Raw genomic sequence first — 23,515 nt, forward strand, 5'->3', positions numbered from 1 at the left:
GCTGATCTTGGCAGCGCAACCCGAAGCCATCGATTTCACCCTGAATCCCCCGGACAACAACCGTCTCGCCAATCTCTGCGGCCAGTTCGACGAGCACCTCCGCCAGGTGGAGCGCCGGCTGGGCGTGGAGATCAAGAACCGCGGTCACCGCTTCCGAATCATCGGCGAGGATGCCGCCGCCGAGGCGGCGACGCGGGTCATCCGGGCGCTCTACGAGACCACCGCACGCGAGACCATCGGCGCCGAGAGCGTGCACCTGCAGCTGCAGACCGCCGACCCGCCGGCCGTCGCGGCGGACGGGGGGCCGGACTGCGACGTCACCATCCGCACCCGAAAGGGGCTGGTGCGGGGCCGTGGACCGAACCAGCGCGCCTACCTGGACCAGGTACAGCGGTTCGACCTCAACTTCGGCGTCGGCCCCGCCGGCACGGGCAAGACCTACCTCGCCGTTGCCAGCGCGGTGGATGCCCTGGAGCGGGATCTGGTGCAGCGGCTGGTGCTGGTGCGCCCGGCGGTGGAGGCGGGCGAGCGCCTCGGCTTCCTGCCCGGGGACCTTGCGCAGAAGGTGGACCCCTACCTGCGCCCGCTCTACGACGCGCTGTTCGAGATGCTCGGCTTCGAGCGGGTGAACAAGCTCATCGAGCGCAACGTCATCGAGGTGGCGCCGCTGGCCTACATGCGCGGGCGCACCCTGAACGGGGCCTTCATCATCCTCGACGAGGCCCAGAACACCACCGTGGAGCAGATGAAGATGTTCCTTACCCGCATCGGCTTTGGCTCGACGGCGGTGGTCACCGGTGACGTCACCCAGATCGACCTGCCGGCGGGCAAGACCTCGGGCCTGCGCGACGCCATCGATGTGCTGCGGGACGTGGAGGGGGTGAGTTTCACCTTCTTCAATGCCACCGACGTGGTGCGCCACGATCTGGTGCAACGGATCGTGCGCGCCTATGACCGCCGGGACGGTCCGCAGGAGGGTGGTGGGTAGGCAGCGGCGCGATGTTCTGCGTTGGAGGTTTCGGGTTTAACGTTTCGAGTATAAAGTTCGGCTCCGGTCCGCGCGGTCGCCGTGGCCTGCGCTCATGCTGTCGTCGGCGGTTCACGGCAAGCCCGAACAGGCATACCGGCGAGTGCCACTCCCAAGCCTGGAATTGCCGACCCTTCAACTCGAAACGTTAAGCCCGAAACCTCACACCAGAAACCTGTTGCCAGCCGCGGTTCCATGTCCAACGTCACCATGCAAATCGCCAGCGAGCACGGTTCTATTCCCGGTGCCGCGGATTTCCGCCGCTGGGCCGCGGCCGCTCTGGGGGAGGCGCATGCGGAGGCGGAGATGACCATCCGCGTGGTGGACGAGGCGGAGGGGCGGGCGCTGAACCGGGACTACCGGGGCAGGGACTACGCCACCAATGTGCTCTCCTTCCCGGTGGAGCTGCCGGCGGGGGTGGAGCTGCCGCTCGTCGGCGATCTCGTGATCTGCGCGCCGGTCGTGACCCGCGAGGCGGCGGAGCAGGGCAAGGCCCCGGAGGCCCATTGGGCGCATCTTGTGGTACACGGGGTCTTGCACCTCCTTGGCTACGACCATATACGGGAGGACGAGGGCGTGGTGATGGAGGCCCGTGAGCGGGAGATTCTCGCGGGACTGGGCTATCCTGATCCCTATGCTTAGGCCGGACACCGCACCGCCGCGGGCGGTGACGACCGGCGTGACAGCGACAGCTGGCCGTTGCAGGAGCGCGCGGCCGGCGGGGCGGGAATGCCGGTTCCGGCGAAGCGCCGCCAGGGCCATGGAGGGCGCGCGGGAGATCCGGCGGTTGATCGGTTAGGGCGCTGGCGCTGCCAGCGGGCTAACCCATCGACCGGGGGATTTCTTCCGCAACCACTGACGGGGATGCATGAGCGAGGATCGACCTAGCAGTAGCAGCGCCAGCCAGAGATCCTGGCTGGAGCGGATCGGGCAGGCGCTCGGCGGCAGCGAGCCGCGCGACCGCGAGGATCTCGTGCAGATCCTGCGCCACGCCAACGAGCGGGGCATCCTGGATGGCGACGCGCTCGCCATGTTCGAGGGCGTGCTCCACGTCGCCGAGCTGCAGGCGCGGGACATCATGATCCCGCGCTCCCAGGTAGCGGTGCTCTCGCGGGCCGAGTCGGTCTGGGCGCTGCTGCCCACCATCATCGAGAGCGGGCATTCCCGCTTTCCGGTGACCGGGGACAGCCGCGACGACGTCATCGGCATCCTCATCGCCAAGGATCTGCTGCCCTATCTGGATCCCCAGCACCAGCGGGAGTTTCGCCTGCGCGAGCTGCTTCGCCCGGCGCTGTTCATCCCCGAGAGCAAGCGCCTGGACGCGCTGCTCAAGCTGTTTCAGGAGAGCCGCAATCACCTCGCCGTGGTGGTGGACGAATACGGCGGGCTCGCGGGCATCGTGACCATCGAGGACGTCATCGAGCAGATCGTCGGCGAGATCGACGACGAGCACGATCTCGACGAGGACAGCTGGATCCTGAGCCGCGGCGAGGACGGCCGGACGGTGGTGAAGGCGCTGACGCCCATCGAGGACTTCAACGAGCACTTCGGCACCGACTTCACCGACGACGAGTTCGACACCATCGGCGGCCTGGTCGCCAACGGCTTCGGCCACGTGCCCCGGCGCGGCGAGGTCATCACCCTCGGCGATCTGCGCTTCGAGGTGGTGCGGGCCGACAGCCGGCGTATCCATCTGCTGATGGTGACGCGCTCCGTCCCCGCCCCGGCGGAATCTGCCAACGGTGCGACCCACTAGTGTCCCCGGAGGGCATGCGAACCGGCATTAAGGGATCCTAGTGCGCGCGCTCCTCGCCGCGCCGTGGGCGTATCCCCTGGCGCTCGCCGCCGGGCTGCTGATGCCCCTCGGCCTCGCGCCGGTGGGCCTTGCCTGGGCCCCGTTCGCCGGGCTGGCGGTGATCTTCGCCGTGGTCTGCGCGGCCCCGTGGCGGCGCGCGGCGCTCGCGGCCTACCTGTTTGGTCTCGGCTACGCCGGGCTCGGTGTCTACTGGATCTTCATCGCGGTGGGCGAGTACGGCGGCGGCCTGCTGGCGGCGAGCCTGGTGACGCCGCTGTTCGTGGCGCTGTTCGCGCTGCTGCCCCTGGCGGCGCTGCTGCTCGGACGGCTGCTGGGGCGCGGCCGTCCCGCGGTGACCACGCTGCTGGCGCTGCCGCTCGCCTGGATCCTGGTGGAGTGGGTGCGCAGCTGGCTGCTCACCGGCGCCACCTGGCTGTCCATCGGCTACAGCCAGCTGGAGACGCCGCTGTCGGGGCTCGCACCGGTGCTCGGGGTCTACGGCGTCGGCCTCGCCATCGCGCCGGTGGCCGGGGCGCTCGCCTGGTGGCTGCTGTCGCCGCTGTCGCTGCGTCTGCTGGCGCCGGCGCTGCTGGCATTGCTGGTGTTCGGCGTGGGGCTGCTGCTGCCCGGCCGCTGGACCGAGCCCGTGGGCGAGCGGCTCGAAGTGGCGCTCATCCAGGGCAACGTCTCCCAGGATCAGAAATGGCTCGAGGCGAACCGCGACCGGACCCTCGAACACTACATCGACACCAGCCGCGAGCACTTCGGCCGCGACCTGGTGATCTGGCCGGAGACCGCCGTGCCGGCCTTCTTCCATCAGGTGCGCGATTCCCACCTGGCGCCGCTGGCCGAGGAGGCCCGCGCGGCGGGGACCACGCTGCTGGTGGGGGCACCGGTGGCGGATGTCGCCGGCGAGGGTCTGTTCAACGCTGTCGTCTCCCTGACCGACCCGCCGGCGTTCTACTACAAGCGCCATCTGGTGCCCTTCGGCGAGTACGTCCCGTTGCGCGATGCCTTCGGCGGCGTCCTCGACTTCGTCGGCGCTCCCCTCGGCGACTTCAACGCCGGCACCGACCCGTCGCCCCTGCCGGCGGCAGGACGGCGCATCGGCGTCAGCATCTGCTACGAGGTCACCTTCGGTGCCGAGGTGGCGGAGGCGCTGCCGGCGGCCGAGCTGCTGCTGAACGTCAGCAACGACGCCTGGTTCGGCGATTCCTTCGCCCCCTGGCAGCACCTGGAGATGGCCCGGATGCGGGCGCTGGAAACGGGGCGGCCCATGCTGCGGGCCACCAACACCGGCGTGACCGCCCTCATCGACCACCGCGGCCGCCTCCGGACGGTCGGCCCCCTGTTCGAGCAGGCGGTGGTCACCGGCACGGTGCAGCCCCACCAGGGCGCGACGCCCTACGTCCGCTGGGGCGACTGGCCGGTGGTCGGGGTGGTGGCGGCCGGGCTGCTGGTGGTTGGACCGCTTGCGGGGCGGCGCCGCAAGGGCCTGTTCCGGTAGCGGCCGGGCCGGGGCCGGCCCGGCGGTTTCGGGTTTAAGGTTAAGGAAGCGCTGATTAATTCCCGCGGGCCTCTGCGCTCCAGAGCGGCGGCCTGGCAAGGCGGCGTTCGCAGTGAATGGCCGTCGCCCTTTACAAGAACGCCAACGCAGTCCAGGGCGCCGCTCTGGAGCGCCCTTCGGGGCCGCAGGTCGCGCGCGCAGCCGGCGTTGCGCTGCTTGACTGTACCCCCGGTACAGCGCTGCGCAGCGTGCCTTGTCTGCGCACGCGACCTGCGGCCAGAGGCCCGCGGGAATTGATCAGCGCTTCCTTAACGTTGAAGGTTGGCGGAAGGGGCGATACCACCGCCAGGGTTCTGGTTGGGCACGGCATCCTCCCAAACCTTAAACTCGAAACGTGAAGCTCGAAACGCGAAACACGAAACTGAATGGCGAAGCCATTCCGCACGACCCCGGAGATCAGACGCATGTCCGACAGCGACCCGAAGGACCGTCAGGTACGCGGCTACGAGCGCATGCTCGACCGCCTGCGCCATCGCCTCGAGGATACCGAGCAGGCCTGGGGCGAGAATCTGCGCGAGGCCCTCGAGCATGCCCGCGACCGCGCGGTCGAGCTCGGCGAGCTGACCCGGGAGGAGGCCGACCGGGTCGCCGCCTGGCTGCGCCGCGATCTCGACGAGGCTGCCCAGTACACCGCCCACACCCAGCGCGACCTCGCCGACTGGCTGCACATGGACCTGCAGCTGGTGGAGAACTGGATCTGGGACCGCTTCTCCTCCGTGGCCGACCGTACCCGCCTCGAGTGGCTGCAGTTCCAGCGCGAGCTGGGCGAGGCGGCCACCTACCACACCGGCGAGATCGCCGCCCCCGGCGCGCTGGCCTGCCGGGAGTGCGGCGAGGTGCTGCATTTCGAGCGGGCCGGCCACATCCCGCCCTGCCCCCGCTGCCACGGCACGGCGTTCGAGCGCCAGGCGCAGCCGGCGTAGCCCCGGCATCCCTGGTTCGGGGGGCTTGCGGCGGTGGCCACCTTGGACAGGTACAGCTAATGGTGCCCTTGTCGCCGTAGCCCTCGCGGAATCCGCCACCAGCGTCGGCGGTGCGGGGCGGGGCAGGAGCGCCCGGGACCGTAGGAGAGAGGGCCCTCGCCTACGAGCTTACAGGGACGTATTCACAGCGTGTCCCGGGCGCTCCTGCCCCGCCCCGCGCAGGGCACGGCGGTAACGTCAGCCGCGGCACCGCGGACCACGCGCGCCCGTGATTGTCCTCGTCCGCGGGCTTCCGGCTCCGGGCAGGCAGGCCCGCACGGATGCACGGCGGCCCACCCTCACGGTATCCTTGCGCCCTTCACCGGGCCGCGCGGCGGCCCGCCGACCCCTGAACACCGGACCAGTCCACGCCCATGCAAGCGAACTACGATCCCGCCAGCATCGAGACCGAGGCGCAGGCCTTCTGGAACGAGCAGGACAGCTTCCGGGTAACCGAGGAGCCCGGGCGGGAGACCTTCTACTGCCTCTCCATGCTGCCCTACCCGAGCGGGCGGCTGCACATGGGCCACGTGCGCAACTACACCATCGGCGACGTCATCAGCCGCTTCCAGCGCATGCAGGGCCGCAACGTCCTCCAGCCCATGGGCTGGGACGCCTTCGGCCTGCCGGCGGAGAACGCCGCGATCAAGCGGGGCGTGCCGCCGGCGCAATGGACCTACGACAACATCGCCCACATGCGCCGCCAGCTGCAGCGCATGGGCTACGGCTACGACTGGTCCCGCGAGGTCACCACCTGCAGCCCGGACTACTACCGCTGGGAGCAGGCCATGTTCACTCGCCTGTTCCGCAAGGGCCTCGTCTACCGGGCCAAGGCAGTGGTCAACTGGGACCCGGTGGACCAGACCGTGCTCGCCAACGAGCAGGTCGTTGACGGCCGCGGCTGGCGCTCCGGGGCGCCGGTGGAGCGCCGGGAGATCCCGCAGTGGTTCCTGCGCATCACCGACTACGCCGACGAGCTGCTGGAGGGCCTGGACACGCTGCCGGGCTGGCCCGAGGCCGTGAAGACCATGCAGCGCAACTGGATCGGGCGCTCCGAGGGCGTGGAGCTGGATTTCGCCCTGGCCGACGGCGGCGAGCCCCTGCGCGTCTACACCACGCGGCCGGATACCCTCTACGGCGCCACCTACATGGCGGTGGCCGCCGACCACCCCCTGGCCAGGGCGGCCGCGGAGCGCGATCCGGAGGTGGCGGCGTTCCTCGAAGAGGCGCGCCGCGGCGCGGTGACCGAGGAGGCGCTGGAGACGCTCGAGAAGCGCGGCGTGCCCCTCGGCGTCGACGCGGTCAACCCGCTCTCCGGCGAGCGCATTCCGGTCTGGGTCGCCAACTTCGTGCTGATGGGCTACGGCACCGGCGCGATCATGGCCGTGCCCGCCCATGACGAGCGGGACCACGAATTCGCCGTGAAGTACGGCCTACCCATCCGCCAGTCCGTCGGCCCGGCCGACGGCAGCGCCATCGACGTCCAGGCCGAGGCCTGGAGCGCGAAGGAGAACCTCGTCACGGTCGACTCCGGCGAGTTCACCGGGCTCGATTTCGCCGCTGCCTTCGAGGCCATCGCAGATCATCTGGAGCAGCGCGGCATCGGCCAGCGCCGGGTGAACTACCGCCTGCGGGACTGGGGGGTCTCGCGTCAGCGCTACTGGGGCTGCCCCATCCCGATGATCCACTGCCCCGACTGCGGCCCCGTGCCGGTCCCGGAGGACCAGCTGCCGGTGGTGCTGCCGGAGGACGTCCGCTTCATGGGCGTGCAGTCGCCGCTCAAGGCCGATCCCGAGTGGCGGCGCACCAGCTGTCCGCATTGCGGCGGCCCCGCCGAGCGCGAGACCGACACCTTCGATACCTTCGTGGAGTCTTCCTGGTACTACGCCCGCTACTGCTGCCCGGACGCCGGCGACATGGTTGACGCCCGCGCCGACCACTGGCTGCCCATCGACCAGTACATCGGCGGCATCGAGCATGCCGTCATGCATCTGCTCTACTTCCGGTTCTGGCACAAGCTGATGCGCGACGAGGGCCTGGTGACGAGCGACGAGCCGGCCACGCGGCTGCTCTGCCAGGGCATGGTGCTGGCGGAGTCGTACTACCGCGACGGTGCCGATGGCGGCCGCGAATGGGTGCCGCCGGCAGAGGTGCGCACCGAGCGCGACGACAAGGGCCGCATCGTGAGCGCCGTCTGGGAGCAGGACGGCGAGCCCGTGACGCCGGCGGGCTGGACCACCATGTCCAAGTCCAAGAACAACGGCGTCGATCCGGAATCCCTGGTGCAGCGCTTCGGGGCGGACACGGTGCGGCTGTTCACCATGTTCGCCGCGCCACCGGACCAGGCTCTGGAGTGGCAGGACAGCGGCGTCGAGGGCGCCGCCCGCTTCCTGCGTCGCCTCTACGGCCTGGTTTCGGAACATGTGGCTGCGGGGCCCGCGCCGGCGTTGGAGCCGGCGGCGCTGGGCGAGGACGAGCGCGCTCTGCGCCGCAAGCTGCACGAGACCCTGCGCAAGGTCACCGACGACGTCGGCCGCCGCTACACCTTCAACACGGCCGTCGCGGCGGTGATGGAGCTCTGCAATGCCCTCGGCCGCTTCGAGGGCAGTGGCGCCGCCGCCCGCGCGGTGCGCCAGGAGGCGCTGGAGACCGTGGTGCTGATGCTGCAGCCCATCACGCCGCACATCAGTCACCACCTCTGGCAGGCCCTCGGTGGCAGCGGCGCCGCCGTGGACGCGCCCTGGCCGGCGGTGGACGAGAGCGCGCTGGAGCGCAGCGAGCTGGAGCTCGTGGTTCAGGTCAACGGCAAGCTGCGCAGCCGCCTCTCGGTGGCCGCCGATGCCGACCGCGAGACCATCGAGGCCGCGGCCCTCGCCGACGAGAACGTGCAGCGCTTCACCGAGGGCAAGACCGTGCGCCGCGTGGTGGTGGTACCCGGGCGTCTGGTCAATGTGGTGGCGAACTGAGCCCGCGGCCGTGGCACGGGCGCTGATCCTGCTCGGCCTCTCGCTCGCGCTGACGGCCTGCGGCTGGCAGCTCCGCGGCGCGACGGGCGGTGGCTTCGAGGGCACGGTGCTGCGGCTGCAGGGCGACGTGGACACGCCGGTCCTGCGGCTCGCCGAGGCCGAGCTGCTCGATCTCGGCGCACAGGTCGCTGCCGCCGGCGCGGCCGCCGATGCCGTGCTGGTGGTCACCGGTGCCGACACCCGCCGCCGCACCGTCTCCGTGGACGACCGCGGCCGCGCCCGGGAGTACGAGCTGACCTACCGCCTGAGCTTCCGGCTGGAGCCGCCGGACGAGGCGGCGGAGCGCCCCCGCCTCGCCCCCCAGACCGTCACCACCAGCGCCGCCTACGCCGTGGACCCCCTCGACACGCAGGCCGCCGACGCCCGCGAGACCCAGCTTGGGCGGGAGCTGCGGGTGGATGCGGTGAGGCTCATGCTGGCGCGGGTCGCCCGGGCGCTCTGAGCGCCCGGGCCACTATAAGTTGCAAGTGGCAAGTGGCAAGTGGCAAGTAGCAAGTTCCAAGTGGAGACGGAGCAGGAATCTGGCTCCGGTGAAATGCTGCCCGCACGACGGACAAAACTGGGCAGCGGGGGGAGCATCGCATGGGATCATGATCGAGGCGTGCGGCCACTCGCTTTGAACTTGTAACTTGCCACTTGCAACTGCGAACTAAATGTCTTTCATCTCCACCGACCAGCTCCCCAACCGCCTGGCCCAGCGGCTCGACCCGGTGTATCTGATCGCGGGCGAGGAGCCGCTGCTGGTGGAGGAGGCGTTGGGGGCGTTGCGGGAGCGGGTGCGGGCGGCCGGGTTCGGGGAGCGAGAGGTGCTCTCGGTGGAGGCGGGGTTCGACTGGTCGCGGCTGGCGGGGGCGGCGGAGAATCTTTCGCTGTTCGCCGAGCGGCGGCTGATCGAGCTGCGCCTGCCCCAGGGCAAGCCGGGGCAGGAGGGCACGCGCGCCCTGCAGGCCTTTGCCAAGGCACCGCCGGCGGACACCGTGCTGGTGGTGATCTGCGGTCGCCTCGACAGCCGCCAGCGCAGCGCCGCCTGGGTCAAGGCGCTGGCCGGGGCCGGGGTGGTGGCCTACGCGTGGCCGGTGCGCAGCGAGGCGCTGCCGCGCTGGGCCGCCGCCCGTCTGCGCCAGCGCGGGCTCACGGCCGATCCCGAGGCGCTGGACCTGCTCGCCGAACGCGGCGAGGGCAATCTGCTGGCGCTGTCCCAGGAGATCGACAAGCTGGCCCTGCTCGCCGGGGGCGGGCACCTGGACGTCGCTACCGTGCGCGGCGCGGTGGGGGACAGCGCCCGCTTTGCCATCTTCGATCTGCCAGAGGCCGCGCTGGCCGGCGGCCTGGCGCGCACGGCGCGCATCTGCCGCGGGCTGCGCGAAGAGGGGGAAGAGCCGGTGCTGGTGCTCTGGGCGCTGGCGCGGGAGCTGCGGGTGCTGGCGGAGCTGCAGGAGAGCGCCCGGCTGCGCCGCTCGCCGGACGCCGTGTTCGGCCGCCACCGGACCTGGCGCAATCGTCAGGGCGCGCTCTGGGAGCTGGCGCGGCGCGCTCCGGCCGGCGCCTGGGTAGAGCTGGCCCGACGCACGGCCACCGCTGATCGGGTGGTCAAGGGGGCGGCAGCGGGGCGGCCGTGGGACGAGCTGTTACAATTGAGCACCGATATCGCCAGGCTCGCCGCTGCGGCGGGCAGTGACGGAAAGCGCCCATGAGTGCCCAGGCCGAAACCCTCATCAGCGACATCCCTGCCTACGTTCGCCGCGTCGGCGAGCAGGCCCGCGCCGCCAGCCGTGCGCTGGCCCGCGCCGAGGGGCGCGCCCGCGACGACGGGCTGCGCGCCATTGCCGCCGTCATCCGCCGCGAGGCCGCCGCCCTGCGCGCCGCCAACGCGGAGGATCTGGCCGCCGGGCGCAAGCGCGGTCTGGACACCGCGCTGCTGGACCGCCTCGAGCTCACCGACGCCCGCATCGAGGCGATGGCCCTCGGCCTCGAGCAGATCGCCGAGCTGCCGGATCCGGTGGGTGCCATCAGCGGCCTCCAGGCGCGCCCCTCGGGGATTCGCGTCGGCCGCATGCGGGTGCCGCTGGGCGTGGTGGCGATCATCTACGAGTCGCGGCCGAACGTCACCGCCGATGCGGCCGGGCTCTGCCTGAAGTCCGGCAACGCCTGCGTGCTGCGCGGCGGCTCCGAGGCGATCCGCTCCAACCGGGCCATCGCCGCCTGCATCGCCGAAGGCCTGGCCGCGGCCGGGTTGCCGGCGGCCGCCGTGCAGATCATCGAAACCACCGATCGCGCGGCCGTGGGCGCGCTGATCACCCTGGACGAGCACGTGGACGTGCTGGTGCCGCGGGGCGGCAAGGGACTCATCGAGCGCATCATGCGCGAGGCCACGGTGCCGATGATCAAGCACCTGGACGGCGTCTGCCATGTCTACGTGGACGCCGGTGCCGATGCGGCCATGGCCGAGCGCATCGCCATCAACGCCAAGACCCAGCGCTACGGCACCTGCAACACCATGGAGACGCTGCTGATCCATCGGGACGCCGCCGCCGGCCTGCTCCCGGGCCTGGCCGAGCGATTCCGGGAGCTCGGTGTGGAGCTGCGGGGCTGCGAGGAGAGCCGGGCCCTGGTGCCGGCGATGGCCGCGGCCACGCCCGAGGACTGGGACGCCGAGTACCTGGCCCCGGTGCTTGCCGTGCGCGTGGTGCCGGATCTGGACGCGGCGATGGCGCATATCGCCCGCCACGGCTCGGGTCATACCGAGGCCATCGTCACCGAGAGCTGGTCCCGGGCCCAGCGCTTCCTGCGCGAGGTGGACTCGAGCTCGGTGATGGTGAACGCCTCCACCCGTTTCGCCGACGGCTTCGAGTACGGCCTCGGTGCGGAGATCGGCATCAGTACCGACAAGCTGCACGCCCGCGGGCCGGTGGGGCTCGAGGGGCTCACCTCAGAGAAATACGTTGTGCTGGGCGAGGGGCACGTGCGCGAATGACCGTGGCCGTGCGGCGGGCGCCGGTGGCGGTCCTGGGCGGCACCTTCGATCCGGTGCACTACGGCCATCTGCGCCCGGCCATCGAGCTGTTGGAAGGGCTCGGGCTCGCCGAGGTCCGGCTGGTGCCGGGGCGCGTGCCGCCCCACCGCGCCACGCCGTCCCGGCCACCGGCGCTGCGCCGGGCGCTGGTCGCCGCGGCGGTGGACGGCGTGCCGGGGCTGGTGGTCGACGACCGCGAGCTCCAGCGCCCCGGACCCTCCTACACCCTGGACACCCTGCGCTCGCTGCGCCAGGAGCTCGGTCCGGAGCGCCCGCTGTGCTTCGCCCTCGGCAGCGACGCCTTTCGCGGCCTCGCCGGCTGGCATCGCTGGCGTGAGCTCATCGACTATGCCCATCTCGTCGTCATGACCCGGGCCGGGGACCGCGGCGTGCTGCCGACAGCGCTCCGCGACTGGCTCAGCGACCGCGAGACCGCCGACCCTGCCGCGCTACGCACTGCCCCTGCAGGCCGGGTCCTGTTCCATCCGGTGGCGCGGCTCGAGATCTCCGCCACCCAGATCCGGCGGCTGCTCGCCCACGGCCGCTCGGCCCGCGGCCTCATGCCCGAAGCGGTGTGGCGGCGGGTCGCCGAGGAAGGGCTGTACGGGTACCCGCAACCATGAGCGCCCTGCCGCCACGCGGGGCACGGGAGGTTTTCACCACGTCATGAAGGCAATCGCCGACACGCCGGAAGCGGCCCGCGACCTGGTCCGGGACGCGCTGGAGGAGATGAAGGCCGAGCACCCGGTCATTCTGGATGTGCGCGGGCGCACGGCCATTACCGATTTCATGGCCTTCGCCACCGGCAACTCCCGCCGGCACGTGAAGTCCATCTCCGAGCGCCTGGTGGAGCGCGCCAAGGCCGCCGGCTGCCCGCCGCTCGGGGTCGAGGGCCTGGAAGGCGGCGAATGGGTCCTGGTGGACCTGGGCGACGCCGTGGCCCACGTCATGCTCGAGGAGGTGCGGGATTTCTACCGCCTGGAGCGCATCTGGGGCGTGGACGACGACCTGGACGCCCTCGGCGAGGACGATGCCGCCGGGCAGGGCGGCGGCTGAGGCGCCATGCGCCTGCGCCTGCTCGCCGTGGGGCGCCGGCCGCCGCGCTGGGTGCGCGAGGGCATGGAGAGCTTCGCCGAGCGTCTGCCCGGCTACCTGCGCTTCGAGCTCGTGGAGATCGCCCCGGGCGAGGCGCGCCGGGGCGGTGATGTCGCCCGCGCACGGTTGCAGGAGGCGGAACGCCTGCGGGCGGCGGCGGGCGAGGCGTGCGTCGTTGCCCTGGACGAGCGGGGCGACGCCTGGAATACGGACCAGCTGGCCCGGCGGCTGCGCGGCTGGCTGCAGGAGGGACGCGACACGGCCTTCCTCGTGGGCGGTGCCGACGGCCTCGACCCGAGCTGCCTCGCCGCCGCGGAGCATGCCTGGTCGCTGTCGGCGCTGACCCTGCCGCACATGCTGGTGCGCGTCATCGTCGCCGAGCAGCTGTACCGCGCCTGGACGCTTCTCGAGGGACATCCTTACCATCGGGGCTGAACCGCTTCGCGGCCCCCAGCCAACGAGGCCCGCCATGCCCGCTCAGGACGACATCCACATCTACCTTGCCTCCGAATCGCCCCGCCGCCGCGAGCTGCTGGAGCGCATCGGCGTGCGCTTCGCCACGCTGCCCCAGGGCGTCGACGAGACCCCCCACGACGGCGAATCCCCGGAGGTGTTCGTGATCCGCCTCGCCCTCGAGAAGGCCCGGGCCGGCCTCGCCCACCGCCCCGCGGGCGACCCGCGCCCGGTGCTGGCGGCGGACACCGCCGTGGTGGTGGACGACCGGATCCTCGGCAAGCCGCAGGATCGCAGCGAGGCGATGACCATGCTGCAGCGGCTCGCCGGCCGCGCCCACCGCGTGCTCACCGGCGTCGCCATGGTGGACGGCGAGCAGGAGGCGACGCGCCTGTCCCTGAGCGGCGTGACCCTGCGCCCCATCGCCGAGGCGGAGATCCAGGCCTACTGGGCCAGCGGCGAGCCCCAGGGCAAGGCCGGCGGCTATGCCGTCCAGGGCCGGGGTGGTGTCTTCGTCGAGCAGCTCGAGGGCAGCTACTCCGGCGTCATGGGCCTGCCGCTGTTCGAGGCCCACGATCTGCTCACCGAGTTCGGTGTCGACTACCAGGCGAGCTGGCGCGAAGGCCGGTGAGCCAGGAGGTCCTGATCAATGTCACCCCGCGCGAGACCCGCGTGGCGGTGGTGGAGAACGGCAGCCTGCAGGAGGTCTTCATCGAGCGCTCCCGGCGCCGCGGGCTGGTGGGCAACATCTACAAGGGACAGGTCTCCCGGGTGCTGCCGGGCATGCAGGCGGCGTTCATCGACGCCGGGCTGGCCCGCACGGCCTTCCTGCATGCCTCGGACATTGCGGCGGTGGACGCCGCGCTGGAGGCTGGGCCGCAGCCGACGCCGGATATCGGCCGCCTGCTGAAGGAGCAGCAGGCAGTGCTGGTGCAGGTCATCAAGGACCCCATCGGCTCCAAGGGCGCGCGCCTGACCACCCACATCACCGTGCCCTCGCGCTACATGGTCCTGCTGCCCGGCAACCCCACCGTCGGCATCTCGGCGCGCATCGAGGACGCCGGCGAGCGGGCACGCCTGCGGGCGCTGGGGGAGTCGTTCCTGGAGGGCAGCGAGGGCTGCGGCTTCATCCTGCGAACCGCCGCGGAGGGCGTCAGCGAGGAGGCGCTGACCCGGGACCGGGAGTTCCTGCTGCGATTGTGGCGCTCGATTCAGGTTCGCGCCGCCGCCGCTCAGCCGGGCACGCTGGTCCACGGCGATCTGCCGCTGGTGCTCCGGGTGCTGCGCGACCTCGTCTCCGACGACATCGAGCGCGTGCGCATCGACTCGCGGGAGAATTTCGACCGCGTGGTGGCGTTCTGCGAGCAGTTCCTGCCGGATATCGTGCCGCGGCTCGAGCACTATCCCGGGGAGCGCCCGATCTTTGACCTCTACGCGGTGGAGGACGAGATCCAGCGGGCGCTGGAGCGCAAGGTGCCGCTCAAGTCCGGGGGCTATCTGATCATCGACCAGACCGAGGCGATGACCACCATCGACGTCAACACCGGCGGCTACGTCGGCCACCGGACCCTCGAGGAGACCATCTTCAAGACCAACCTCGAGGCCGCCCAGGCCATCGTGCGCCAGCTGCGCCTGCGCAATCTCGGCGGCATCATCATCATCGACTTCATCGACATGGACGAGGCCGAGCACAAGCGCCAGGTGCTGCGCGCCCTGGAGAAGGCGCTGGAGCGCGACCATGCCAAGACCCAGATCAGCGGCGTTTCCGCCCTGGGCCTGGTCGAGATCACCCGCAAACGCACCCGCGAGTCCCTGGAGCATGTGCTCTGCGAGCCCTGCCCGGCCTGCGGCGGCCGGGGCAACGTCAAAAGCGCCGAGACCGTCTGCTACGAGATCGCCCGGGAGATCCTGCGCGAGGCCCGGCAGTTCGACGTCGAGAAGCTGCTGGTGCTGGCGGCCCAGGAGGTGGTGGACCTGGTGCTGGACGAGGAGAGCGACAGCTTCGCCGAGCTGGAGGAGTTCATCGGCAAGCCCATCGAGTTCCAGGCCGAGCCGCTGTATACCCAGGAGCAGTTCGACGTCGTGCTGATGTGAGGGGTGGAGCGCCGTCGCGGTAATGCGCCAGTTCCTGTCTCCGCGCGGCCGCGAGCGGCTGCGCGCCGCACTGTTGTACAGCGTGGTCGGCCTGCTGCTGGTCGCGGCGCTGAGCCTCACCGCCACCCGTCTGGTGCTCGCGGCAGCCCCCGGCCTGCGCGGGGAGCTCGAATCGCTGCTCGGCGGGATGCTCGATCGCGAGGTGGCGATCGGCCGAATGGACGCGCGCCTCGACGGCCTGCGCCCCTCGCTGGTGCTTGAGGACGTGGTCATCAGCGGCCCGGGCGGGGCCAATCGTATCCGCTACCTGGCGGTCACGGTGGCGCCCTGGGGCTCGCTCACAGGCGGTGAGCTGCGCCTGCATCAGGTCGCCCTGCGCGGGGCGGCCATCGAGCTGGTGCGCACCGGCGAGGAGGAGTTCGACCTGCGGGGTCTGCCGCCCCCGCAGGCGGAGGTGCCCCCGCGCTATATCACCCTCGACGACCTGAGCATCGACCTGGTGGACCGAAGGCGCGGGGGCCGGGTCTCCCTCGCGCCGGCGGCGATACGCATCGAGCGCGGGGCAGACGGTCTGCGCGTAGGTGTGGTAGCGCGCCACGCCGGAGATGGCGACGGCCGCCTCGACCTGCGTCTGCACGCCGCCGGCGTCGACCGACTCCTGGACGGAAGGCTGTACGCCCGTCTGGAGGCCTGGCCGGCGGCAGGCCTGGGCCCCTGGCTGCCTGCCGACTTCCCCGAAGCCGGGGGCGACGCCCGACTGGCCGGCGAGCTGTGGGCCACGCTGGACGGCGGCAAGCTGCGGGCGCTGCGCGGCACCGCCCGGGCCCGCGGGCTGGCACCAGCGGATGGCGCCTTCGACCGGCTGGCCGGCGACTTCCAGTGGCGGCCGCTCGGCGACGGCTGGGAGCTGGCGCTGGGTCGTATCGACGTGCGCAGCGCCGGCGGGGAGCCACGGGCCGTTGGTCCCCTGCGCCTCGCCTCCGGTCACGGCGGTGCACCCTGGCGCCTGGCACTCGAAGGGCTCGATCTCGGACTGGCCGCCGATATGGCGCCCTTCGTGCCCGACCTCCCGGCGGCGTGGCGGGAGCGCCTGGCGGCCCTGGACCCGCGGGGCCGGCTCGCCGTTGCGCAGGTGGTAGCGGGGCCGGATGACTGGCGCCTGAAGGGGCGGCTGGAGGAGGTGAGCGGCCAGCCCACCGGTGCCTGGCCGGGGGCGAGCGCCGTCTCCGGGGAGCTCGCCGTCGGCCCGCGCGGGGGGCGTCTGCAGCTGCGGGCGGGGGCTGGCGAGCTGCGCCTGCCGCGACTGTTCCGCGGCCCGCTCGGCTATGACCGCGTGGCCGGCAGCGTCGCCTGGTGGCGCCCGCCCGAGGGCACGCTGAGGGTCGATTTGGACGGGCTGCAGGCCCGCATCAGGGGGGCACTGCTCACCGGCACCGCCCGCGTGTGGCTGGATCCGGAGCGGGGGCCGTTCCTCGACATCCGCGCCCGCGCCCGGAACGGGGACGCCGCCCACACCGGGCGCTACCTGCCGGCGGGGATCATGCCGGCGCGGCTGACGGACTGGCTCGACAGCGCGGTGGTCAGCGGCCGGGTGCCGGAGGCGGAACTGCTGCTGTTCGGCCCGGCGCGGGACTTCCCGTTCGCCGAGGGGGGCGGCAGCTTCCTCGTGCGCGGTCGGGCGGAGGACACCCGCTTTGCCTTTCATCCGGACTGGCCGGCCCTGGAGGGCGTCAGCGGCGAGCTCGAGTTCCGCAACGGCGGCCTGCGCATCGACGCCAGAGAGGGCCGGATCTACGACGCCGCCATCGCCGAGGCGACGGCGACCATCGAGGACCTGCGCGATCCCCGGCTGCAGATAGAGGGCCGGGTGGAGGGGCCGGGCGCCGCTCTGCTGCGCTTTCTCGCCGAAGCCCCGCTGTTGCGCAACCCGGAGCGTCTCGACCCGCTGCGCCTGGAGGGCGACACGGTGCTGGATCTCGCGCTGACGCTGCCGTTCCGGGGGCGTCCGCCGCAGGTCAATGGGCGGCTCGACGTCACCGGCGCCGCGCTTGCCCTGACCAACGCGCCGCTGCGGCTGGAAAACCTTCGGGGCACCGTGGGCTTCGACAGCCACGGCGTCGCCTTCGAGCGGCTGCTGGCGGATTACGCGGGGCAGACGATCCTCGCGCGGGCCCGCACCGACGGTGAAGGCGAGGCGGCCCGCATCATCGTGGATGCGGTGGCGAACCTGGAGCCCGCGGATCTCCCCGGCGGCGAGCGCCTCGAGGAGCGCATCCAGGGGCGCTCGGAGTGGCTGCTGCGCATGGAGCGCCCGGGCTTTCGTGCGCCCCCGGGGCCGACCCGGTTCCAGGCGGAGTCGGGGTTGCAGCAGACGCGGGTGGAGGCGCCGCTCCACCTGGGCAAGCCGGTCGGCGAGGCGCGGGCCACGCGCCTGGATGTCACCCTGGCGCCGGGCGGTGACCTTTCGCTGGTCCTGCGTTATGGGGAGACGCTCAGCGCTGCGGGCGAGCGGCCCGCCGCCGGCCGGCCGCGACTGGCGGTCAACCTCGGGCCCGAGCTGCCGCAGCCGCCGGGGGAGCCGGGGCTGGTGCTTGGCGGCGAGCTGCCGGTGCTGCCGCTGTCAGAGCTGGCCGCCCTGCGTGGCGGGGCTGAAGAGGTCAGCGGCCTGCCGCCACTGCGCCGCATGGATCTGGCGCTTGCCGGGGTGGAGACGGCGAGCTGGCGCCTCGGTGCCACCCGGATGCAGGCCGAGCCGGCCGGCGCCGGCTGGCGGGCAATGCTGGATGGCGCGGCGAGCGGTCGTGTAGAGCTGGCTCCGGACCTTGATCCGGTGCGGGCCGAGCTGGAGGCCCTGGCCCTGGAGCGCCGGGAGGCGCCCGCCGCGGGTGAGGCGAGGGCGGACGGCGACGACGGGCTCGCGCTCCCCCGGCGCCTCGCGCTGATCCTGCAGGCGCGTCGGTTCAGCGTCGCGGAGCAGGATCTCGGGCGTCTTGACCTGCAGCTGGATGCCCGGGACGGCCGGGCCAGGACCCTGGTAGTCGACCTCGACGGCGAAGAGGTGGCTCTGCAGCTCAGCGGCGAAGGCGCGAGCGGCGAGGGCGCGAGCCGTCTGTCACTGTCCCTCGAAACCGGCGATGCGGGGGCCTTCCTCGGCGCCCTCGGCCTCGGCAGTGCGCTCCGCGGTGGCAGCGGCGAGGCCGATGGCCGTGTGACCTGGCAGGGCGCGCTGCTGCAGCCGGACCTGACGACGCTGGCGGGCGAGGCCCGCTTCGACCTGCGCGATGGCTCGCTGCCTGCGGTGGAGCCGGGAGCCGGACGCGCCGTCGGGCTGTTCAGTCTCTCGCTGCTGCCGCGGCGGCTCGCCCTGGACTTCTCCGATCTGGTGGACACCGGTCTTGTCTTCGATCGGCTGCAGGGGCGATTCCGCATCGCCGACGGCGTGATGACCACCGAGCGCCTGCGCCTGGAAGGTCCCACCGCGAATCTGCGCCTCGGTGGCACCATCGACCTCGTCCAGCGCACCTATGACCAGTGGGCGAGCGTCACGCCGCAGCTCTCCGCCACGCTGCCCCTGCTCGGGGGCCTTGCAGGTGGCCCCGCTGCCGCGGTACTCCTGCTGCTCGGGCAGGAGATGCTGGAGCCGGGCCTGGACCGCCTGGCGCAACTGAACTACCGCATTACCGGGAGCTGGGAGAATCCGCGGGTGACTCCCGTATCCGCGGTTCCGGCCGGCTCGGGAGATGGCGACAATGGCTGAGCGCAGCGGCCTGGCCGCGATACAGATGGTCTCCGGCGACGATGTCGCCAACAACCTCGACTCCGCCGGTGCGCTGGTGGACCGCGCCGCCGCGGCGAACGCCGGCCTGGTGGTCCTGCCGGAGAACTTCGGCTTCCTCGGCCGGCGCGAGCGCGACAAGCTGGCGGTGGCGGAGGACGACGGCGACGGCCCGATGCAGGCCTTTCTGGCCGACGCCGCCCGCCGCCATGGGATCCACCTCGTCGGGGGCACGGTACCCCTGCGCGGCGAGGATCCCAACCGCGTGCGCGCGGCCTGCCTGGTCTACGGGCCGGACGGCGCGCGCGTGGCCCGCTACGACAAGATGCACCTGTTCGATGTGCGCCTGGAGGACGGCCAGGCGTATCGGGAATCGGCAAGCCTCGAGCCGGGTGAGGGCCTCGCCTGCTTCGACTGCCCCCTGGGCCGTGTGGGGCTGTCCATCTGCTACGACCTGCGCTTCCCCGAGCTTTACCGCGCCCTGGTGGACCGCGGTGCGGAGATCCTCGTGGTGCCCTCGGCCTTCACCGCCACCACGGGTGCCGCGCACTGGGAGATCCTGGTGCGGGCGCGGGCGGTGGAGAACCTCTGCTACGTCGTGGCGTCTGACCAGGGGGGCGAGCACCCCACCGGGCGCCATACCCATGGCGAGAGCATGGTAGTGGATCCCTGGGGCCGGGTGCTGGCGCGGCGCAGCCTCGGGCCGGGCGTGGTCCAGGCGACCATGGAGCGGGAGGTGCTCGCCGACCTCCGCCAGCGCTTCCCGGCACTGGAGCATCGCCGTACCCTGGCCTGAGACCGGTGCGGCCGCCGGCAACGGACACGGGAGAGGATCCATGAGCAGCGAACTGACGGCCCGGAATCTGGAAACGGCCCGCGATGCGCTGCTGGCGCCCGCGGGGCTCGCGGAGAGCGACCTGGAGCGCGCGTTCGGCACGCTCATGAGCCCGGGCGTCGACGCCGCGGACCTCTACTTCCAGGTTCGTCGCAGCGAGTCCTGGGTGCTCGAGGACGGCATCATCAAGCAGGGCAACCGGAATCTCGATCAGGGCGTGGGCGTTCGCGCCATCGCCGGCGAGCAGACCGGCTTCGCCTACTCCGACGAGATCGTGCTGCCGGCGCTGCTGGAGGCCTCCAGCGCCGCCCGGGCGATCGCCCGGCAGGGCGGCAGCCAGCGCGTCCAGGCCTGGCAGGGCGGAGGCGGCCGGGCGCTCTACGAGCCCCTGAATCCCCTCGACAGCATGACCGCCGACGACAAGGTGGCCCTGCTGCGGGAGGTGGATGCCGCGGCCCGCGCCGCCGACCCGCGCGTCGATCAGGTGGTGGTCAGCCTGGTGGGTGTGCAGGACGTGGTCCTGGTGGCCGACGCCGACGGCTGCCTGGTGGGCGATGTCCGCCCCATGGTCCGGCTCAACGTCAGCGTCATCGCCGAGCAGGATGGCCGCCGCGAGAGCGGCAGCGCCGGCGGCGGCGGCCGCACTGGCTACGATTTCTTCCGCGAGTCCGGCCGCGCCCTCGGCTACGCCCGTGAGGCCGTACGGCAGGCGCTGCTGAACCTGGAGGCCGTGCCCGCGCCCGCGGGCACGCTGCCGGTGGTGCTCGGCTCCGGCTGGGCCGGCATCCTGCTGCACGAGGCGGTGGGCCACGGCCTCGAGGGCGACTTCAACCGCAAGGGCACCTCGGCCTTTGCCGGGCGCCTGGGTGAGCGGGTGGCCTCGCCGCTGTGCACGGTGGTGGATGACGGCACCCTCGCCGGACGCCGAGGCTCGTTGAACGTCGATGACGAGGGCACGGAGAGCGGCTACAACGTCCTCATCGAGAAGGGGGTGCTGCGCGGCTACATGCAGGACCGGCACAACGCCGCCCTGATGGGCACGGCCCCCACCGGCAACGGCCGCCGCGAGTCCTACGCTCATCTGCCCATGCCGCGGATGACCAACACCTACATGCTGCCCGGGCCGCATGATCCGCAGGAGATCATCGCCTCGGTGGACCGCGGCCTCTATGCGGTGAACTTCGGCGGCGGCCAGGTGGATATCACCTCGGGCAAGTTCGTCTTCTCGGCCAGCGAGGCCTACCTGATCGAGAACGGCCGGGTCACCCGCCCGGTGAAGGGCGCGACGCTGATCGGCCACGGCCCCGACGCGCTCACCCGGGTGAGCATGGTGGGCAACGATCTCGAGCTCGACACGGGCATCGGCACCTGCGGCAAGGAGGGCCAGAGCGTCCCGGTGGGCGTGGGCCAGCCCACGATGAAGATCGACGGCCTCACGGTGGGGGGGACCGAGGTCGGTTGAGCGATGGGCTGCGAGTCTGAGGATCCGGGATCCGCGGCGTGGTCGTAATGGTCGAGCACGGTGCCCATGCCGGGATCGTGCACCGCCTGGCGGGACACGCTGTGAATACATCCTTGTACGCTCCATGGCGGCATCCCTGCCGCCAAGGGTCCCGCCAGGCGGCGCACGATCCCGGCAACCCGGGCGCCGGGTGGCCGATCCGCGGGAGCATTGGTGACCCGGGGCTTGCCTCGGTGCGAATTGTTGTAGGTCGTGCGCGGCACCGCCGCGTGCGACATCCGGTGGCCCCGCGGCGCTCCGGTAGCGCCAACGCCCGGTGCCAGGGCCGGCATCGTGTACGGGTTGGCGGGACACGCCGTGAATACATCCGTGTAGGCTCCACTGCGGCATCCCTGCCGCAGAGGGTCCCGCCAACCCGCACACGATGCCGGCCCGGAACGCGTGGCGGCTGATCCGCGAACCACTGGGGCAGCGGATGTCGCGCGCGGCGGTGCCGCGCACGACCTACGCCCGAGCCGGCTCGCGAAACCTTGAACTCGAGACGCGAAACGGGGCCCTCAAGGGGCCCAGAACCGCCGAGGTGATGACATGACCGAGCAGAGCCATCTCGCCGCGAGCCGTGAGCTGCCCCCGGTGGGGGAGATCGAGGGGCTGGTGCGGTTTGCGCTGGCCGAGGCGAAGCGTGCGGGAGCGGACGCCGCCGAGGTCTCCGCGAGCGCGAGTCGTGGGCTGGCGGTGAAGGTGCGCCGGGGCGAGGTGGAAACCCTCGAGCACATGCGTGACCGCGGTCTGGGCGTCACCGTGTACTGCGACGGCCGCAAGGCCTCGGCGAGCTCCGCGGACTACAGCGAGGCGGCGATCCGCGAGACCGTGCGCGCCGCGCTGGACATCGCCCGCCATACCTCCGTCGACCCGTGCGCCGGCCTGGCAGATCCCGAGCATCTGGCCGCCGAGGTGCCGGATCTCGATCTCTATCACCCCTGGGACATCACCCCGGAGGCGGCCATCGAGCTCGCGCGGGAATGCGAGGCCGCGGCGCTGGCGGTGGACTCGCGGCTGACCAACTCCGACGGCGCCGAGCTCTCCACCGGCGAGGCGGTCAACGCCTACGGCAACAGCCACGGTTTCGTCGGCGGCTTCGCCGCCTCCCAGCACGGGCTCGGCTGCGTCGTGGTGGGCCGTGAGGGCGAGCAGATGCAGCGCGAGCACTGGTTCAGCGCGGCCCGGGCGGCAGGGGACATGGAGGCTGCGGCGGATGTCGGGCGCGAGGCCGGCGAGCGCACGGCGCGTCGGCTCGGGGCACGCCGGCTTGGCACCACCTCGGCGCCCGTGCTGTTCGCTGCGCCGGTGGCGCGCTCGCTCATCGGCCACTTCGTCGGGGCTGTCTCCGGCGGCAGCCTCTACCGCCGGGCCTCGTTCCTCGTCGACAGCCTCGGCAGCCGGATTTTCCCCGAGTTCGTGCAGATGCACGAGGCGCCGCACCTGCCCCGGGCGCTCGGCAGTGCACCCTTCGACGCCGAGGGCGTGGCCACGCGCCCCCGGGCGCTGGTGGAGGACGGGGTGCTGCAGGGCTATGTGCTCTCCAGCTATTCGGCCCGCAAGCTCGGCATGATCACCACCGGCAACGCTGGAGGCGTGCACAATCTCACCGTCAGCGGCGGCGAGCGCGGGCTTGAGGCCCTTATCCGCGACATGCACCGCGGCCTGCTGGTGACCCAGCTCATGGGGCAGGGCGTCAACCCGGTGACCGGGGACTACTCCCGCGGCGCCGCGGGCTTCTGGGTCGAGGACGGGGCCATAGCCTATCCGGTGGAGGAGATCACCGTCGCCGGCAACCTGCGGGAGATGTTCCGCAACCTGGCGGCGGTGGGCGCCGACATCGACCGCCGCGGGAATATCCGCTGCGGCTCGCTGCTGGTCGAGGGGCTCACCATTGCCGGGGAATAGGGTACCGCTGGTCCTTGCCGCTCCCTGCGGGGGATGGGATGCTTGGCAGGCGCCGGCCGGCGTGCGGTGTCCCCGCCCGCGGCCGGCGTGTCGATGTCCTGACCAGCGGCGAGGAGTGCTATGAAGATCCGTGATCTCCTGGAGGCCTGGGAGCGATCCGCCGGTGAGCGGCGTACCCGGGAGTTCTACAGCGTGCGTCTGCCCGTGCACGACGCGGCCAAGCTCGCCGCGCTGGCCGAGATGTATCCGGGGCGCTCCGAGCAGGACATCATCACGGACCTTCTCTCCGCGGCGCTGGACGAGGTCGAGGCCGCGTTCCCCTACGTGCCGGGCCGGCGCGTGGTGAGCGAGGACGAGCACGGCGACCCGATCTACGAGGACGCCGGCCTGACTCCCCGTTTCCAGTCACTGACCCGGGAGCACCTGCGCCGCCTCGAGGAGGAGTAGCGTTTTCCCCGGGGCTC

19 protein-coding genes are annotated in these 23,515 nt (G+C 72.0%); all 19 read left to right on the forward strand.

The window, feature by feature from the left end; genetic code table 11:
* The first annotated feature begins 7 nt into the window (after positions 1 to 7).
* The 19 genes from LMH63_RS03760 to LMH63_RS03850 all read left to right on the forward strand — a co-directional run bounded on the left by LMH63_RS03760 (position 8) and on the right by LMH63_RS03850 (position 23,498).
* Positions 8 to 988 (forward strand): PhoH family protein, encoded by a 981-nt coding sequence (locus tag LMH63_RS03760; protein WP_199225611.1) that lies wholly within the window; start codon positions 8 to 10, stop codon positions 986 to 988.
* A 234-nt stretch (positions 989 to 1,222) separates the two neighbouring features.
* A complete protein-coding gene (gene ybeY / locus LMH63_RS03765) occupies positions 1,223 to 1,669 on the forward strand; it encodes an rRNA maturation RNase YbeY (RefSeq protein WP_109677370.1) in 447 nt (148 codons plus the stop codon).
* A gap of 226 nt (positions 1,670 to 1,895) precedes the next feature.
* Positions 1,896 to 2,783: a CorC family transporter gene (locus LMH63_RS03770; RefSeq protein ID WP_109677367.1), complete on the forward strand. Its 888-nt coding sequence runs from the start codon at positions 1,896 to 1,898 to the stop codon at positions 2,781 to 2,783.
* A gap of 40 nt (positions 2,784 to 2,823) precedes the next feature.
* Positions 2,824 to 4,329, forward strand: coding sequence for an apolipoprotein N-acyltransferase (lnt, locus tag LMH63_RS03775; protein WP_229332719.1), 1,506 nt, complete (start codon positions 2,824 to 2,826; stop codon positions 4,327 to 4,329).
* Positions 4,330 to 4,793: 464 nt separating this feature from the next.
* Complete coding sequence (locus tag LMH63_RS03780) at positions 4,794 to 5,312, forward strand: zinc ribbon-containing protein (protein ID WP_109677365.1); 519 nt, start codon at positions 4,794 to 4,796, stop codon at positions 5,310 to 5,312.
* 413 nt (positions 5,313 to 5,725) lie between these two features.
* Positions 5,726 to 8,317 carry a leucine--tRNA ligase gene (leuS, locus tag LMH63_RS03785; RefSeq protein ID WP_109676132.1) on the forward strand — a complete coding sequence of 864 codons (2,592 nt, stop codon included), beginning with the start codon at positions 5,726 to 5,728 and terminating at the stop codon, positions 8,315 to 8,317.
* Positions 8,301 to 8,819 carry an LPS-assembly lipoprotein LptE gene (locus tag LMH63_RS03790; RefSeq protein ID WP_109676130.1) on the forward strand — a complete coding sequence of 173 codons (519 nt, stop codon included), beginning with the start codon at positions 8,301 to 8,303 and terminating at the stop codon, positions 8,817 to 8,819. The genes leuS and LMH63_RS03790 overlap by 17 nt, the downstream gene beginning before the upstream one ends.
* 211 nt (positions 8,820 to 9,030) lie before the next feature.
* A complete protein-coding gene (holA, locus tag LMH63_RS03795) occupies positions 9,031 to 10,071 on the forward strand; it encodes a DNA polymerase III subunit delta (RefSeq protein ID WP_109676128.1) in 1,041 nt (346 codons plus the stop codon).
* Positions 10,068 to 11,351, forward strand: coding sequence for a glutamate-5-semialdehyde dehydrogenase (locus LMH63_RS03800; protein ID WP_109676126.1), 1,284 nt, complete (start codon positions 10,068 to 10,070; stop codon positions 11,349 to 11,351). The genes holA and LMH63_RS03800 overlap by 4 nt, the downstream gene beginning before the upstream one ends.
* Positions 11,348 to 12,013, forward strand: coding sequence for a nicotinate-nucleotide adenylyltransferase (nadD, locus tag LMH63_RS03805; protein ID WP_109676124.1), 666 nt, complete (start codon positions 11,348 to 11,350; stop codon positions 12,011 to 12,013). Before LMH63_RS03800 ends, nadD begins: the two co-directional genes overlap by 4 nt.
* Positions 12,014 to 12,056: 43 nt before the next feature.
* Complete coding sequence (gene rsfS / locus LMH63_RS03810; RefSeq protein WP_109676122.1) at positions 12,057 to 12,446, forward strand: ribosome silencing factor; 390 nt, start codon at positions 12,057 to 12,059, stop codon at positions 12,444 to 12,446.
* A 6-nt stretch (positions 12,447 to 12,452) separates the two neighbouring features.
* Positions 12,453 to 12,920, forward strand: a complete 468-nt coding sequence (gene rlmH, locus LMH63_RS03815; RefSeq protein ID WP_109676120.1) for a 23S rRNA (pseudouridine(1915)-N(3))-methyltransferase RlmH — start codon at positions 12,453 to 12,455, stop codon at positions 12,918 to 12,920.
* Between the two features lie 34 nt (positions 12,921 to 12,954).
* The gene (locus LMH63_RS03820) at positions 12,955 to 13,569 is read left to right on the forward strand and encodes a Maf family protein (protein ID WP_109676118.1); all 615 of its coding nucleotides are present in this window, start codon (positions 12,955 to 12,957) and stop codon (positions 13,567 to 13,569) included.
* The gene (rng, locus tag LMH63_RS03825) at positions 13,566 to 15,032 is read left to right on the forward strand and encodes a ribonuclease G (RefSeq protein WP_109676116.1); all 1,467 of its coding nucleotides are present in this window, start codon (positions 13,566 to 13,568) and stop codon (positions 15,030 to 15,032) included. The genes LMH63_RS03820 and rng overlap by 4 nt, the downstream gene beginning before the upstream one ends.
* A 22-nt stretch (positions 15,033 to 15,054) precedes the next feature.
* Positions 15,055 to 18,789: a YhdP family protein gene (locus LMH63_RS03830; protein WP_109676114.1), complete on the forward strand. Its 3,735-nt coding sequence runs from the start codon at positions 15,055 to 15,057 to the stop codon at positions 18,787 to 18,789.
* Positions 18,782 to 19,603: a carbon-nitrogen hydrolase family protein gene (locus tag LMH63_RS03835; RefSeq protein ID WP_199225574.1), complete on the forward strand. Its 822-nt coding sequence runs from the start codon at positions 18,782 to 18,784 to the stop codon at positions 19,601 to 19,603. The genes LMH63_RS03830 and LMH63_RS03835 overlap by 8 nt, the downstream gene beginning before the upstream one ends.
* 40 nt (positions 19,604 to 19,643) lie before the next feature.
* Positions 19,644 to 21,104 (forward strand): metalloprotease TldD, encoded by a 1,461-nt coding sequence (tldD, locus tag LMH63_RS03840; protein ID WP_109676110.1) that lies wholly within the window; start codon positions 19,644 to 19,646, stop codon positions 21,102 to 21,104.
* A gap of 588 nt (positions 21,105 to 21,692) precedes the next feature.
* Positions 21,693 to 23,051, forward strand: coding sequence for a metalloprotease PmbA (pmbA, locus tag LMH63_RS03845; protein WP_109676107.1), 1,359 nt, complete (start codon positions 21,693 to 21,695; stop codon positions 23,049 to 23,051).
* Positions 23,052 to 23,171: 120 nt separating this feature from the next.
* Positions 23,172 to 23,498 carry a type 1 pili tip component gene (locus LMH63_RS03850; RefSeq protein WP_109676105.1) on the forward strand — a complete coding sequence of 109 codons (327 nt, stop codon included), beginning with the start codon at positions 23,172 to 23,174 and terminating at the stop codon, positions 23,496 to 23,498.
* The last annotated feature ends 17 nt before the right edge of the window (positions 23,499 to 23,515 follow it).

Source organism: Spiribacter halobius (genome assembly GCF_020883455.1).
GTDB lineage: Bacteria > Pseudomonadota > Gammaproteobacteria > Nitrococcales > Nitrococcaceae > Sediminicurvatus > Sediminicurvatus halobius.

What these genes read in the sequence shown, in the direction of transcription:
- ybeY (WP_109677370.1), top strand. Translation starts at nt 1,223, where the DNA reads ATGTCCAACGTCACCATGCAAATCGCCAGCGAGCACGGTTCTATTCCC.
- LMH63_RS03770 (WP_109677367.1), top strand. Translation starts at nt 1,896, where the DNA reads ATGAGCGAGGATCGACCTAGCAGTAGCAGCGCCAGCCAGAGATCCTGG.
- LMH63_RS03780 (WP_109677365.1), top strand. Translation starts at nt 4,794, where the DNA reads ATGTCCGACAGCGACCCGAAGGACCGTCAGGTACGCGGCTACGAGCGC.
- leuS (WP_109676132.1), top strand. Translation starts at nt 5,726, where the DNA reads ATGCAAGCGAACTACGATCCCGCCAGCATCGAGACCGAGGCGCAGGCC.
- LMH63_RS03790 (WP_109676130.1), top strand. Translation starts at nt 8,301, where the DNA reads ATGTGGTGGCGAACTGAGCCCGCGGCCGTGGCACGGGCGCTGATCCTG.
- holA (WP_109676128.1), top strand. Translation starts at nt 9,031, where the DNA reads ATGTCTTTCATCTCCACCGACCAGCTCCCCAACCGCCTGGCCCAGCGG.
- LMH63_RS03800 (WP_109676126.1), top strand. Translation starts at nt 10,068, where the DNA reads ATGAGTGCCCAGGCCGAAACCCTCATCAGCGACATCCCTGCCTACGTT.
- nadD (WP_109676124.1), top strand. Translation starts at nt 11,348, where the DNA reads ATGACCGTGGCCGTGCGGCGGGCGCCGGTGGCGGTCCTGGGCGGCACC.
- rsfS (WP_109676122.1), top strand. Translation starts at nt 12,057, where the DNA reads ATGAAGGCAATCGCCGACACGCCGGAAGCGGCCCGCGACCTGGTCCGG.
- rlmH (WP_109676120.1), top strand. Translation starts at nt 12,453, where the DNA reads ATGCGCCTGCGCCTGCTCGCCGTGGGGCGCCGGCCGCCGCGCTGGGTG.
- LMH63_RS03820 (WP_109676118.1), top strand. Translation starts at nt 12,955, where the DNA reads ATGCCCGCTCAGGACGACATCCACATCTACCTTGCCTCCGAATCGCCC.
- LMH63_RS03830 (WP_109676114.1), top strand. Translation starts at nt 15,055, where the DNA reads ATGCGCCAGTTCCTGTCTCCGCGCGGCCGCGAGCGGCTGCGCGCCGCA.
- LMH63_RS03835 (WP_199225574.1), top strand. Translation starts at nt 18,782, where the DNA reads ATGGCTGAGCGCAGCGGCCTGGCCGCGATACAGATGGTCTCCGGCGAC.
- tldD (WP_109676110.1), top strand. Translation starts at nt 19,644, where the DNA reads ATGAGCAGCGAACTGACGGCCCGGAATCTGGAAACGGCCCGCGATGCG.
- pmbA (WP_109676107.1), top strand. Translation starts at nt 21,693, where the DNA reads ATGACCGAGCAGAGCCATCTCGCCGCGAGCCGTGAGCTGCCCCCGGTG.
- LMH63_RS03850 (WP_109676105.1), top strand. Translation starts at nt 23,172, where the DNA reads ATGAAGATCCGTGATCTCCTGGAGGCCTGGGAGCGATCCGCCGGTGAG.